The organism is Sphingomonas sp. CD22 (assembly GCF_034556155.1).
Lineage (GTDB): Bacteria > Pseudomonadota > Alphaproteobacteria > Sphingomonadales > Sphingomonadaceae > Sphingomonas.
In genome coordinates this window covers 21,791-35,026 of sequence record NZ_JAYDYX010000005.1, presented here as the reverse complement: position 1 = coordinate 35,026, position 13,236 = coordinate 21,791, and the positions used below count along the sequence as shown (strand labels likewise).

The 13,236-nt window shown below is 70.0% G+C and carries 11 protein-coding genes; 4 read left to right on the top strand and 7 right to left on the bottom strand.

What is annotated here, in order from left to right; genetic code table 11:
• Nucleotides 1-21: 21 nt before the first annotated feature.
• From SFC76_RS10915 to SFC76_RS10895, 5 genes are all read right to left on the bottom strand, one after another.
• Nucleotides 22-1,206, bottom strand: a complete 1,185-nt coding sequence (locus tag SFC76_RS10915; RefSeq protein ID WP_322849503.1) for an acyl-CoA dehydrogenase — start codon at nt 1,204-1,206, stop codon at nt 22-24.
• Between the two features lie 183 nt (nt 1,207-1,389).
• Nucleotides 1,390-3,507 carry a TonB-dependent receptor gene (locus SFC76_RS10910; RefSeq protein ID WP_322849502.1) on the bottom strand — a complete coding sequence of 706 codons (2,118 nt, stop codon included), beginning with the start codon at nt 3,505-3,507 and terminating at the stop codon, nt 1,390-1,392.
• Nucleotides 3,508-3,633: 126 nt separating this feature from the next.
• The gene (locus tag SFC76_RS10905) at nt 3,634-4,416 is read right to left on the bottom strand and encodes a tryptophan 2,3-dioxygenase (RefSeq protein WP_322849501.1); all 783 of its coding nucleotides are present in this window, start codon (nt 4,414-4,416) and stop codon (nt 3,634-3,636) included.
• A 9-nt stretch (nt 4,417-4,425) separates the two neighbouring features.
• Nucleotides 4,426-4,737: a hypothetical protein gene (locus SFC76_RS10900; protein ID WP_322849500.1), complete on the bottom strand. Its 312-nt coding sequence runs from the start codon at nt 4,735-4,737 to the stop codon at nt 4,426-4,428.
• On the bottom strand, nt 4,734-4,910 hold the full coding sequence (locus SFC76_RS10895; RefSeq protein WP_322849499.1) for a hypothetical protein: 177 nt from the start codon (nt 4,908-4,910) through the stop codon (nt 4,734-4,736). Before SFC76_RS10895 ends, SFC76_RS10900 begins: the two co-directional genes overlap by 4 nt.
• A 91-nt stretch (nt 4,911-5,001) precedes the next feature.
• Here SFC76_RS10895 and SFC76_RS10890 point away from each other — a divergent pair, with 91 nt between their 5' ends.
• Nucleotides 5,002-5,619, top strand: coding sequence for a LexA family transcriptional regulator (locus tag SFC76_RS10890; protein ID WP_322849498.1), 618 nt, complete (start codon nt 5,002-5,004; stop codon nt 5,617-5,619).
• Here SFC76_RS10890 and SFC76_RS10885 read toward each other — a convergent pair whose 3' ends face one another.
• Complete coding sequence (locus SFC76_RS10885; protein WP_171009451.1) at nt 5,620-5,790, bottom strand: hypothetical protein; 171 nt, start codon at nt 5,788-5,790, stop codon at nt 5,620-5,622. It lies immediately after the preceding gene.
• Nucleotides 5,791-5,935: 145 nt separating this feature from the next.
• Here SFC76_RS10885 and SFC76_RS10880 point away from each other — a divergent pair, with 145 nt between their 5' ends.
• Nucleotides 5,936-6,166 (top strand): hypothetical protein, encoded by a 231-nt coding sequence (locus SFC76_RS10880; RefSeq protein WP_322849497.1) that lies wholly within the window; start codon nt 5,936-5,938, stop codon nt 6,164-6,166.
• A 22-nt stretch (nt 6,167-6,188) separates the two neighbouring features.
• On the opposite strand, the gene SFC76_RS10875 is transcribed toward SFC76_RS10880, so the two are convergent.
• The gene (locus SFC76_RS10875; RefSeq protein ID WP_322849496.1) at nt 6,189-6,950 is read right to left on the bottom strand and encodes a ThuA domain-containing protein; all 762 of its coding nucleotides are present in this window, start codon (nt 6,948-6,950) and stop codon (nt 6,189-6,191) included.
• Between the two features lie 188 nt (nt 6,951-7,138).
• Here SFC76_RS10875 and SFC76_RS10870 point away from each other — a divergent pair, with 188 nt between their 5' ends.
• Nucleotides 7,139-9,070 carry an autotransporter assembly complex protein TamA gene (locus SFC76_RS10870; protein WP_322849495.1) on the top strand — a complete coding sequence of 644 codons (1,932 nt, stop codon included), beginning with the start codon at nt 7,139-7,141 and terminating at the stop codon, nt 9,068-9,070.
• Nucleotides 9,067-13,185 carry a translocation/assembly module TamB domain-containing protein gene (locus SFC76_RS10865; RefSeq protein ID WP_416222412.1) on the top strand — a complete coding sequence of 1,373 codons (4,119 nt, stop codon included), beginning with the start codon at nt 9,067-9,069 and terminating at the stop codon, nt 13,183-13,185. Before SFC76_RS10870 ends, SFC76_RS10865 begins: the two co-directional genes overlap by 4 nt.
• Nucleotides 13,186-13,236 lie beyond the last annotated feature (51 nt).

The following is a 13,236-nucleotide window of genomic DNA, read 5'->3' as shown; positions in this document are numbered from 1 at the left end:
GCTCCTGTGGGCGCATCAGCCTCAAAACGCCGCGATCCCGGTAATCGCCCGCCCCAGGATCAGCGCATGCACGTCGTGCGCCCCCTCATAGGTATTGACCGTCTCGAGGTTCATCATGTGGCGCATCACCTGATATTCGCCGGAGATGCCGTTGCCGCCATGCATGTCGCGGCTCATCCGCGTGATCTCCAGCGCCTTGCCGACGTTGTTGCGCTTGACGAGGCTCACCATCTCCGGCGCGAACCGCCCTTCGTCCATCAGCCGGCCGACGCGCAGCGACGCCTGCAGCCCGAGCGCGATCTCGGTCTCCATATCGGCGAGCTTCTTCTGATAGAGCTGCCGCCCGGCGAGCGGCGTGCCGAACTGCTTGCGGTCGAGGCCATATTGGCGTGCGGCATGGAAGCAGAATTCCGCTGCGCCCAGCGCGCCCCAGCTGATCCCGTAGCGCGCGCGGTTGAGGCAGCCGAACGGCCCCTTCAGCCCCTCGACATTGGGCAATAGCGCATCCTCGCCGACCGCGACGTCCTCCATGACGATCCCGCCGGTGATCGAGGCGCGCAGCGACAGCTTGCCCTCGATCTTGGGCGCCGACAGCCCCTTCATGTCCTTGGTCAGCACGAAGCCGCGGATCGCGCCGCCATGCGCGTCCGACTTCGCCCAGACGACGAAGACGTCCGCGATCGGGCTGTTCGAAATCCAGGTCTTGGCGCCGGACAGGACGTAGCCGCCGTTGACCTTGCGCGCCCGCGTCGTCATGCCGCCGGGGTCGGAGCCGGCATCGGGCTCGGTCAGCCCGAAGCAGCCGATGTATTCGCCGCTCGCCAGCTTGGGCAGGAAGGCGCGCTTCTGCGCCTCCGATCCATAAGCGAAGATCGGATACATCACGAGGCTCGACTGCACGCTCATCATCGAGCGATAGCCCGAATCGATCCGCTCCACTTCGCGCGCGACGAGCCCGTAGGCGACGTAACCCGCACCGACGCCGCCATATTCCTCGGGCAGCGTCGGCCCGAGCAGGCCCAGCTCGCCCATCTCGCGGAAGATCGCGGGATCGGTGTGCTCGGTCCGGAACGCCTCGACGATCCGCGGCGCGAGCTTGTCCTGCGCATAGCTCCGCGCGGTATCGCGGATCATCCGCTCGTCCTCGCTCAACTGGTCGTCGAGCAGGAAGGGATCGGCCCAGTCGAACTTGCCCATACCGGCCATCGCATCATCTCCTTTTGAAGGCGCGGTACGGGAGGACGGTAGGCGACGCAAGCTCCTCCCCGGCACGGGAGGGGGACCAGCGAAGCTGGTGGAGGGGGGCTTCCTCAGACGGTTCGCCTGGTGGGAGCCCCCTCCGTCACGGCCTCGCCGTGCCACCTCCCCGTGCCGGGGGGAATGCGATGTTTACAGTCCGAAGCGAAGCGTCACCCGGATGTCGCGCCCGGCGAGCGGCGCGAAGTCCTTGAGGAAGCTCGAATGCCGGCGCGCGACCACGTCGAACAGATTGTTCGCCGACAGCAACAGGCTGGTCTTGTTGTCCTTGCCGAACGGGCTGATCGAGGCCGAGGCGTTGACCATCGTATAGTCGCTGGTCGGCGTCTCGAACGCGGCGATGCGGTTCTGGTCGAAGACGTGCTCCACCTCGACGCGGCCGCCGAGCCGCTCGCCCTGCGCCTCGATCCCGCCGAGCACGCGCGCCGGCGGAATGCGCGGCACCGGACCGAGATCGACGATATTGGCATGGACGTAATCGCCCAGCAGGTCGGCGTTGATCGTATAACCGCCGATCCGCGCCAGCCGCACCGAGGCATCCGCCTCGAACCCGTAATAGCGCGCGTCGCCCTGCTGATATTGGAAGCAGGGCAGGCCGTCGAGTTCGTCGGTCCGCGTCAGGCACACCGCCGGATCGACCCGGTTCTCCGAGATATAGTTGGAGAACCAGTTGTAATAGGCCGAAGCATCGAAGCTGTAGCCGTCGCCATGCGCGTGCAGCGTCGCCTCCAGCCCCCAGGATTTCTCCACCCGGAAGTTGGGATCGCCCAATTCATAGGCCTGCGTGCCGGCATGCGGTCCGTTGGCGAGCAATTCCTCCGCCGACGGCGCACGCTCGGTACGCGAGCCGTTGAGGCCGATGCGGATGCCGTCGCCGATCGCATAGGAGGCGCCGACCGAGCCCGACAATGCCTCGAAATGCCGCGTGCCGCCGAAGAACCGGTCCTCGCCGTTCGGCACGCGCCCGGCGACGTCGGTCAATTCGTAGCGCAGGCCGCCTTCGGCGCGGAACGGCCCCGCGCTATATTGTTGCAGCGTGAAGAAGCCGGTCTGGTCGGTCTCGTTCTTCGGCAGGAAGGCCTCGTCGCCGACGACGTTGAAGATGCGATTGAAATATTGGACGCCGCTCGCGCCTTGCCAGCCGCCGCGGTTCGCCTGAACGATCTCCAATCGCCCCTCGAGCCCCTTGTTGTAGAAAGCGGTGCCGACGCTGCCGTCCTCCTCCAGCTCGAAATGGCGATAGGTCGCCTGACCCGCCCGGATGCGGATGCGGTCGAAGATGTCACCGCCGGTCTTCACCTCGCCGCGCAGGTCGACGCGGTTCTGCACCACGGACAGCCGGGGCGCCTCCTGCTCTTGGCCGACCGCGGTCGCGTAGCGGATCGGCACGCCGTAGAGGCTGTCGTAATGGCTGTACGACACGCCGAGATTGCCGGTATCGGTGATGATCGCCGCGCCTGCGCCGGCGGTCCAGGTCGTCGCCGCTGAATTGGGCAGGCGGTTGCGCAGCCCGGCGGAGGCGGCGAAGTCGATCGGCTCGTCGGTATCCTGCGGCAGGCCGACCTGGCTCAGCGCCGCGGCGCGCGCGCTCGGCGACAGCAGATAGCCGTGGCCGGTGCGCAGATCGTCCGCCTTCAGATACGATCCATCGGCGTGCAGCACCAGATGCTCGCCGACCGCGACATCCCCCGCCGCGCCGCCCGAGCGCTCGTCCGCCGCCGATCCGTAATTGGCGATGCCGTTCAGCCGATAGCCCTTCTCCGGCACCGTCCGCGGGATGCGCGTGTCGATCACGTTGACGACGCCGCCGACCGCCGACGATCCGAACAACAGCGCCGACGGCCCGCGCAGCACCTCGATCCGTTCGGCGAGCAGGGGATCGATGATCACCGCATGGTCGACGCTGGTGTTCGATACGTCGATCGAACCGATGCCGTCGGTCAGCACGCGGATGCGATCGCCCTGGAAGCCGCGCAGGATCGGCCGCGATGCGCTCGGCCCGAACGAGGTCGCCGACACGCCGGGCTGGCGCGCCAGCGTCTCGCCGATCGTCGGGCGGAGGTTGCGGGTCAGTTCCTCGCCCGAGATCACCGACGTGCCCTGCAATACGTCGCGTTCGCTCTGCGGCAGCGCGGCGGTGACGATGATGTCTCGGCCCTGCGGCGCCGGAATGGTCGGATCGGTCTGGGCGAGGGCGGGGAAGGGGACGGCGATCAGGGCAGCGCCCGCCAGCAGGGAAAACTTCAGCATCGAAACTCCGCGGTGCACGATAGACAACCCGCGATTGTGCAGGTGCGAAGCATCTAGGCGGGATGTTACATTATATCCAAATACATTCGGCTGCGGTTCGTCGCGGCGTAGCCTCGTGTCGTCGCACTACAAACTCGTGCGGACGTCGAGCAATTCGGGAAAGAAACGCTGTTCGACCACCTTGGCGAGATAGGGCACGCCGGCGGTGCCGCCGGTGCCGGCCTTGAACCCGATCACCCGCTCCACCGTCTTGAGATGCCCGAACCGCCAGAGCTGGACGTGATATTCCAGATCGACCAGCTTTTCGGCGAGTTCGTACAAATCCCAATAGTCGTTCGGCCGACCATAGACGGTCGCCCAACAGACCTCGACCGCCGCCGACGGCGGCGCGATCTGCGCGAAGTCGCGTTCGATCCGGGCGGCGGGCACCGGCAGTCCGCGACGCGCGAGCAGCCGCAGCGCCTCGTCGTACAGGCTGGGCACCGCGAGCTCGGCCGCCAGTCGCTCGCGCACGGCCGGCTCCTCGAACAGCGCCACCATCGCCGCGTTGCGATTGCCCATGATGAATTCGAGGCAGCGATATTGGTCGGACTGGAAGCCCGAACTCTGCCCCAGGCTGCCGCGCATCGCGGCGTAATCCGCCGGGGTCATCGTCGCCAGCACCTCCCACGACTGGATGAGCTGCGTCTGGATGCGGCTGACCCGCGCCATCATCTTGAGCGCCGGCGGCAGATCGTCCGCCGCGATCCGCCGCCGCGCCTCGCCGAGTTCGTGCAGGCAGAGCTTCATCCACAGCTCCGACGCCTGATGGATCGTCACGAACAGCAGTTCGTCATGCACCCCGCTCAGCGGCGATTGCAGGTCGAGCAATTCGGGCAGGCGCAGGTAGCTGCGATAGGTGATCGTCATAGCAACAGCTTAGCCGAAGCCGTCACCACTCTCCAGCAACAGCACCGCCAGCGTCGCGCGCGTCGCGACGGCGTGCGTCACCACCAGATCGGCGACCAACCGGCCCGGCACCGGCAGATCCTCTTCGGGCAGCGCCGCCAGCCAGTCGCCGGGATCGCCGCCGCCGATCGCCAAGTCGAGCGTCAGCCGCCAGCCGGTGAAGGTCGCGCTCGACCACGGCCGTTCGCGCACCGTGATGGGATGCAGCGTCAGGCCGTGACAGGCGGCGCTCGCCGCCAGCGCGCGGTGCAGCCGGCGCTGCGGATCGGGGCGGTGGATCATACCTCCCTCCCGTCGATGAATCGCGTGATCCGCGCCTCGACCGCCGGACCGATCACGCGGCCGCGGATCATGTCGGTGACCAGCCGCGGATCGTTGACCGCCAACCGGCCGAATTGCGTGCGCGACATGTTGGTACGCCGCAGATAGCGGTCGATCTTGACCAGCAATGACATCTTTCCCTCCCGAGTCCTTGGGGTGATGTTCACGATCTGTTCCGGTCGATCCAACTTGTCTAGGAGAATTTCCTACGCTATCGTCGCGGCCATGGCGCAAGGCGAGGCAGGGCTGCGGTTGAAGGCATTGGCGGCGGCGCGCGGCGACAGCCTCGCCGCGCTGTCGGCGATGCTCGGCCGCAACGCCGCCTATCTCCAGCAGTTCGTCGTACGCGGCTCGCCGCGCCGGCTCGCGCCCGACGATCGCCGCCGACTCGCCGATTATTTCGGCGTCGATGAGGTCGAACTCGGCGCGGACCCCGGGCGCCGGCCGTTCACGCTGCCGCGGCTCGACGTCGCCGCTTCGGCGGGGCCGGGCGCGTTCGTCGACGGCGAGGTGATGCTCGGTGCCGCGGCGATCGATCCGGCGCTGGCGACCAGGCTCGGCCTGCGCGAGGGGATGGCGGCGATCGTGCGGGTGCGCGGCGATTCGATGGAGCCGGGGCTGATCGACGGCGACCTGATCGTCGTCGACCAGGCGCGTCGCACGCCCGATGCGCAGGGGCGGGTGTTCGTCATCCGGATCGAGGACGCCGTCATGGTCAAGCGCATTGCGCGTCGCCGTGAGGGGCTGACGATCGCCAGCGACAATCCCGCTGCGCCGCCGGTGCCGGACGGCGTCGTGGAGGTGATCGGTCGCGTCGTCTGGCTGATGCGCGAACCGCGCTGATCAGCGGCGGCTGTCGCGCAGCCACACTGCGACCGCGCCCGCCGCGCCGATCGCGAGCCCCGCGAGGAAGCCGATCGTCACCTGACCCTGGATCAGACCGACGACCGCACCGCCGATCGAGCAGATCGCCACGAGGATGCCGCCGGCAGCGGAAGGAGGAGTTTCGGCCATTGCGCGGTCCTGCCACGTCCCGCCGCGAGACGCCAGCGTCCCCGCCGGGGACACGCGGGACGGCGGCGGCGCAAGGGTTTACCATCGTCTCCCGCCCCTCGGCACCCATTCCATGATCTGGCACGCGGCGTGTAGGGATGCGGCGATGATCCATCAGGACTTAGATAACGCGCCGTTCCATCTCGACGATGCCGAGCAGGTCGTTGAGGCGACCGACCTGATCATGCTGTTCGGCGCTCACGCCCCGGTCGAAGCCGCGATCCGTGCCGGCCATATGCGCGACATCGGCAACGTCGTGCACTTTTGTCGCTGGCGCCAGACCGCTCGCCTGATCGCCCTTCTCACGCGCGAAGAGGCGGTCGGCACGGTGCATTGAGGACGGTCGGAAGTCCCGCGCCTTACCCTTGCCCGCGGCCGGTCGCGGTCCAGTAGATCCCGCCGAGCAGATGTTGCAGGTACCGGTCGTCGCGATACATTTCGACGTTGTGGCCGAGCAGGGTGACGAAGACGCGGCCCTTCTCGTACGAGCGATACCAGGCCTCGGGATGATCCTTGCCCATCCGCCGGCCGACCTGCCCCGGCCAGATCCGCGTCGGATCGTAGCTCGTCTCGTCGGCGTTCAGCACCGGGTGGATGGTCACCTTATAGGGGTTGGCGGTGACGTAATATTCGTCGCTCCAGATCCAGCGATCGGGCAGGCCGAAGGTCGCCGGGAAGCTTCTGTCGGTCACCGTCACCACGCCGGTCTGCAGCATCGGATGGTTGACGAAGGAGCGGCCGACCAGCTGTTCGTACCACGGCCACGCCGCGGGCGGGATGATCGCGGCGCGATGCACCACCATCGCATTGCCGCCGCCGCGCATATAGGCCTCGAACCGCCGCCGCCGCGGTTCGCTCAGCGTCTCGGCGGGCGTGTTGAGGAACATCACCGCGGCATATTGACCGAGATCGCCGTCGAACGCCGCGCCGTTGCTCGTCCAGGTCATCGCAAAGCCGTGCAGCCTTGCGAGCCGCTCCAGATTCTCCCGCGCGACCGGGATGTATTCGTAATGATAGGTGCTCGGCGCGGCGATCACGAGCAGCTTGAACTGGTCGTCGGCCACCGCGGCGGCGGGGACAAGCGACGCGGCCAGCGCGGCGAGCAGGGGCAGGGCCTTCATGGCGTTCCTTTCATCGGCGAACACGTGCTCGCATGCCCGCGCGGAGCGTTGCTGCGCAACCGCAACCTTGGTCGGGCTCGCATCCGCGGCCGCGCCGCGCCCGGTCGGGCGATATGCGCGCCCGATCGAGCGCAAACGCGTCGGAAATGGGACTGTTGCGAGCAACCGCCGCGCGCTAGGACGGCGCCATGCTGTTGCGTTTGGGGTGGTTCGGGCTTGGCGCGACTGCCGTGCTCCTTCTTCCCGGACAGGCCGCGGCGCAGACCATGCCGGCGGACGCGACGCCGCTCGACCCCAATGCGCCGCTCGCGCCGCTGCCCGACATCGGCGTCGCCTGGCCCGAGCTCGGCGCCGACCCCGCCGGCGCGGCGGCCGCGGCGGCGACCGATGGTGCCGCGGAACGGCGCTACGATTGGCGGATCGACGGTATCGACACCAGCGCGACGCCGCTGCTGCGCAAGCGCTTCGAGGAATTGTCGACGCTCGACGCCAATGACGGCACCGCCGCCAATGCCGCGCAGCTCGATCGTCGCGCGCGCGAGGACGCCGACCTTCTCCAGACGTTGCTGCGCGGCGAGGGCTATTACGACGCGCGCGTGACGACGCGGGTCGAGCCCGGTGCCAAGCCGCTCGTCGTGCTCGCCGCCGAGCCCGGCACGCTCTACCGGCTGAAGGACGTGACGCTCGGCGGTATCGCCGCGGCGGGTGCCAAGGCGCAGCCGCTGCGCAGGGCGTTCGGGGTGAAGCCGCAGGACCCGGTCAACGCCGATGCGATCGTCGCGGGCACCGCGCGGCTGACCGCTGAGATCGGCAAGTCCGGTTTCCCCTTCGCCGACGTCGGCGAGCCGCAGGTCGTCGTCGATCACGCCACCAAGAGCGCGACGCTCGACCTTCAGGTCGCGCCCGGCGCGGAGAGCCGCTTCGGCAAGTTCGTCGCGCTGCCCGGCAATCGCGTGTTCGACGCCGAACACGTGCAGGAAATCGCCCGCCTGTCCCCCGGCGACACGTTCGACGCGACGACGCTGGACGACCTGCGCCGCGCGTTGATCCAGACCGGGCTCGTCGCCGCGGTCGAGGTCAAGCCGATCCCCGGCGACGCGCCCGGCACCGTCGACATCGGCGTCAAGCTCGCCGCCGCGCCGCCGCACACCATCGCCGGCGAATTGGGCTACGGCACCGGCGAGGGCGCCCGCGCCGAACTGAGCTGGACGCATCGCAATCTGTTCCCGCCGGAAGGCGCGCTCACGCTGCGCAGCGTGCTCGGCACCCGCGAACAGCTCGGCAGCGTCGTCTTCCGCCGCAACAATTTCGGCGATCGCGATCGCGTGTTCACCGCGCAGATCTCCGCCAGCCACGTCCAGCGCGACGCCTATGAGGCCAAGACCTATACCGTCGCCGCCAATATCGAACGACAGACGACGATCTTCTTCCAGAAGACGTGGACCTGGTCGATCGGCGGCGAGGTGCTCAGTTCCGACGAGCGCGACGTCATAGCCGCGACCGGTGAGCCACGCCGCCGCACCTTCTACATCGCCGCCGCGCCGACCAGCCTCAATTACGACGGCTCCGACGACCTGCTCAACCCGACCCGCGGCTTCCGCCTCGGCGGCCGGTTCAGCCCGGAATTCTCGCTGGAGAACGACGCCTTCGGCTATGCGCGGGTGCAGATCGACGCCAGCGCCTACCAGCCCGCGCATCGCGGCGTCGTGCTCGCCGAGCGCATCCGGCTCGGCTCGATCCTCGGCGCGTCGCGCGACAGCATCGCGCCGTCGCGGCGCTTCTACGCCGGCGGCGGCGCATCGGTGCGCGGCTATGGCTATCAGGCGATCGGCCCGCGCGACGTCAACAACGATCCGATCGGCGGCCGCAGCCTCGCCGAATTCTCGATCGAGGCACGCGTCAAGACCTTCGGCAATTTCGGCATCGTCCCCTTCCTCGACGGCGGCACGATCTACACCAGCGCGATCCCGAAACTCGGCGACTTCCAATATGGCGCCGGTGTCGGCGTCCGTTATTATTCCAACTTCGGCCCGATCCGCTTCGACGTCGGCACGCCGCTCAACCCGCAGCCGGGCGACAGCCGTATCGCCGTCTACGTCTCGCTGGGGCAGGCGTTTTGACGCGCTGGCTGCGGCGCATCGCGACAATTCTGGTCGCGCTCGCCGGGATCGCCGCGCTGGCGCTGCTGATCGTCGACACCGACGTCGGCCATCGCTGGGTGGCGCAACGGATCGGCGCGATCCGCACCGCCAACGGGCTGCGCTTCACCATCGGCCGGATCGACGGCTCGCTCTACGGCCGCACTCGCCTCAAGGACGTGCGCGTCTACGATCTCGACGGCCTGCTCGTCCAGGCGCCCGCGGTGGCGCTCGACTGGGCGCCGTGGCGCTGGGCGCGTCACCAGCTCATCATCAGGGAGCTGGCGATCCCGCAGGCGACGCTGTTCCACGCGCCGCATACCCGCGCATCCGCGCGCCCGGGGCCGATCCTGCCGGATTTCGACATCCGCATCGGCGCATTGAGCGTCGATCGGCTGGTGCTCGCCCGTCGCGTGCTCGGCAGCGAGCGGATCGGCCGGGTCGCCGGGCGGGCCGACATCCGTCACGGCCGCGCGCTGGTCCGGCTGGACGCGCGCGTCGCCGGCTCCGACCGGCTCGCTTTGCGCCTCGACGCCGAGCCCGACCGCGACCGGTTCGACGTCGACGTCCGCGCCGCGGGGGCTGCCGGCGGCGTGCTCGCGCGCAGCCTCGGGTTGCGGCGCAGCGTCGCGCTCGACATCGACGGCGACGGCCGCTGGTCGCGCTGGCGGGGCAGGGCGACCGGCCGCGTCGGTGCCGCGCGCGCGCTCGACCTCGCGCTGGCGGCGACCGACGGCCGCTACACGCTGTCCGGCGAGATCGCCCCCGCCGGCATCGTGAGCGGCGCGGCGCTGCGCCTCGCCGGCCCGCGGATGCGCGTCCGCGGCGACGCGACCTTCGCCGACCGCCGGCTCGACGGCAGTCTCGACCTGCGCAGCCCGGCGCTCGCGCTGGATGCGGTCGGGCTGGTCGATCTCGGCGCCAACGCCTGGCGCAACCTGCGGCTGCGCGCGCGGCTGCTCCGCCCCGCGGCGGTGATCCCGGCGATGACCGGCAGCGGCGTCGAGCTGCGCGCCGTGCTCGACGGCGGCTTCCGCACCGCCCGGTTCGACTATCGCCTCAAGGCGGACCGGCTCGCGATCGACCGCACCGGGCTGGACACCGTCCGCCTCGCCGGCAGCGGCCGGCTGGGGCCGGGCAAGCGGACGCTGCCGACGCGCTTCACCGCGGCTGAGGTCACCGGCATCGGCACCGTCGCCGGCGGCATCCTGCGCAACTTCAGCCTCGACGGGCCGCTCGTGCTCACCGGCTCGCTGCTCACCGGCGACGCGCTGCGGCTGCGCTCCGACAAGCTCGCCGGGCGGCTGATGGTCGCGCTCGACCTCGCCACCGGCCGCTACGAGGTCGGGCTGAACGGCACGCTCAACCGCCTGTTTGTCAAGGGGCTCGGCGTCGTCGATCTCCGCTCCGACCTGCGCGTCGTGCCGGGGGCGGGCGGCAAGGGCACGCGCATCGTCGGTCGCGGCACCGCGCAGGTCGTCCGGCTCGACAACGGTTTCCTCCGCGGCCTGACCGGCGGCCTGCCGCGCATCGTCACCAACCTCGAACGCGGCGCCGACGGGCTGCTGCGTTTCTCCGACATGGTGCTGACCTCGCCGCTGCTCACGCTGCGTGGCAACGGCTATCGCCGCACCGACGACACCTTCCATATCGAGGCGATCGGGCGTCACGCCACCTATGGACCGGTGACGCTGCGCCTCGACGGCAAGATCGATCGTCCGACGCTCGACCTCCAGTTCGCCAGCCCCAATGCCGCGCTCGGCCTGTCGCAGGTGCGCGCGCACCTCGATCCGACCCCGACCGGGTTCACCTGGCGCGGCGAGGGCGGCTCGCGGCTCGGGCCGTTCACCGCCGCGGGATCGATCCTGCTGCTGCCGCCCGGCGTCGACGACATCCTCGTCGTCGATCGGCTGTCGGTCAGCGGCACCGATGCCGCGGGCCGGCTGGCGATGGGCCATGGCGGCTTCACCGGGCGGCTCGCCGTCACCGGCGGCGGACTGACGGGCGAATTGCTGTTCCGCCCGGTCGGCACCGTGCAGCGTATCGAGACGCATCTCGACGCTGGCAATGCCCGCCTCGGCGCCGCCACCCTGCGCCGCGGCCACGTCGATGCCGCGCTGCTGCTCGACCCCGCCGGCACCGCGCTCGATCTCACCGCGACCGGCGCCGGCGTCCGTCAGGGCCGGCTCAGCCTCGCGCGCTTCGCCGCCAATGCCAAGCTGCGCGGCGGCGTCGGCGAAGTGCGCGCCTCGATCGCCGGCTCGCGCGGCCGCGCCTTCGACATCCAGACCGTGACGCAGGTCGCCCCCGACCGTTTCTTGGTCGCCGCGCAGGGCACGCTCGACCGGCGCCCGCTGCGCCTGCTCTCGCCCGCCGAGATCACCCGCGACGGAGACGGCTGGATACTGGCGCCGACCCGGCTCAGCTTCGCCGGCGGCGAGGCGCAGGTCGGCGGCCGGTTCAGCGACGCCGCTTTGTCGGTCGACGCCTCGCTCACCCGCATGCCGCTGGCGATCCTCGACATCGGCTATCCGCGCCTCGGCCTCAGCGGCACCGCCTCGGGCAGCGTCAGCTACGCGACCGCCGCCGGTGCCGCGCCGACCGGCAAGGCCGACCTCACCGTGCGCGGGCTCAGTCGCGCCGGGCTGGTGCTGGCGTCGCGGCCGATCGACCTCGGCCTCGCCGCCGCGCTCTCCGCCGACCGGCTCGGCGTGCGCGCGGTAATGGCGTCGGGCGGCCGGACGATCGGCCGCGCGCAGGCGCTGCTGCGGCCATTGGGGGAGGGCGACCTCGCCAGCCGCATCGCCGCCGCGCCGTTGTTCGCGCAATTGCGCTATCAGGGGCCGGCGGACACCGTCTGGCGGCTGACGGGAATCGAATTGTTCGACCTCTCCGGTCCGGTCGCGATCGGTGCCGACGTCAGCGGCCGGATCGGCGCGCCGGTGATCCGCGGCGTCCTGCAGGCAAACGGCGCACGCATCGAGAGCGCCAATACCGGCACCGTCCTCACCAACGTCCAGGCGACCGGCCGCTTCGGGGGCTCGCGCCTCCAGATCGACCGGTTCGCCGCCGACGCCGGCAAGGGCGGGCGCGTCACCGGCAGCGGCGGCTTCGACTTCGCCGCGGCGCACGGCATCGGCCTCGACCTCAAGCTGCGCGCCGATCATGCGGTGATGATCAACCGCGACGACATCGGCGCGACCGTCACCGGGCCGCTCACCTTCACCTCCGACGGCGCCGGCGGGACGATCGCGGGCGACGTCGTGCTCGACCGCAGCCGCTACCGGCTCGGCCAGGCGAGCGCCGCGAGCGCGCTGCCGCAGCTCAAGATCCGCGAGATCAACCTGCCCGAGGGCGGCGAGGAGGACGAGGCACCGCCGCCGCCCTGGACGCTGGCGATCAAGGCGAAGGCGCCCGACAAGGTCATCGTCAGCGGCCTCGGCCTGTCGAGCGAATGGTCCGCCGACCTCGGCATCGCCGGCCAGCCCGGCAATCCCGCGATCACCGGCCAGGCGAACATGATCCGCGGCGATTATGAATTCGCCGGGCGCAAGTTCCAGCTGTCGCGCGGCGTCATCCGCTTCGCCGGCGAAGTGCCCGCCAATCCGGTGCTCGACATCGAGGCGAACGCCGACAGCACCGGCCTCAACGCGACGATCCGCGTCACCGGCACCGCGCTGAAGCCGGAGATCGGCTTCACCAGCACGCCCGCCTTGCCCGAGGACGAATTGCTGTCGCGCCTGCTGTTCGGCACCTCGATCACCAAATTGTCCGCACCCGAGGCGTTGCAGCTCGCCGCGGCGGTGGCGGCGTTGCAGAACGGCGGCAACGGCCTCAACCCGATCAACGCGGTGCGCCGCGCCGCCGGGCTCGACCGCCTGCGCATCCTCCCCGCCGACCCGCAGACCGGCCAGGGCACCTCGATCGCCGCCGGCAAATACGTCACGCGGCGCCTCTATGCGGAGATCGTCACCGACGGTCAGGGCTATTCCGCGACGCAGGTCGAATTCCAGGTCACCCGCTGGCTCTCGCTCCTGTCGAGCATCTCGACGCTCGGCCGCCAGAGCGCCAACGTGCGCATGTCGAAGGATTATTGAGGGGGCGGGGGGTCGAACGGGGGGCAGCGATCCGCAACCGTCAGGTGAGTC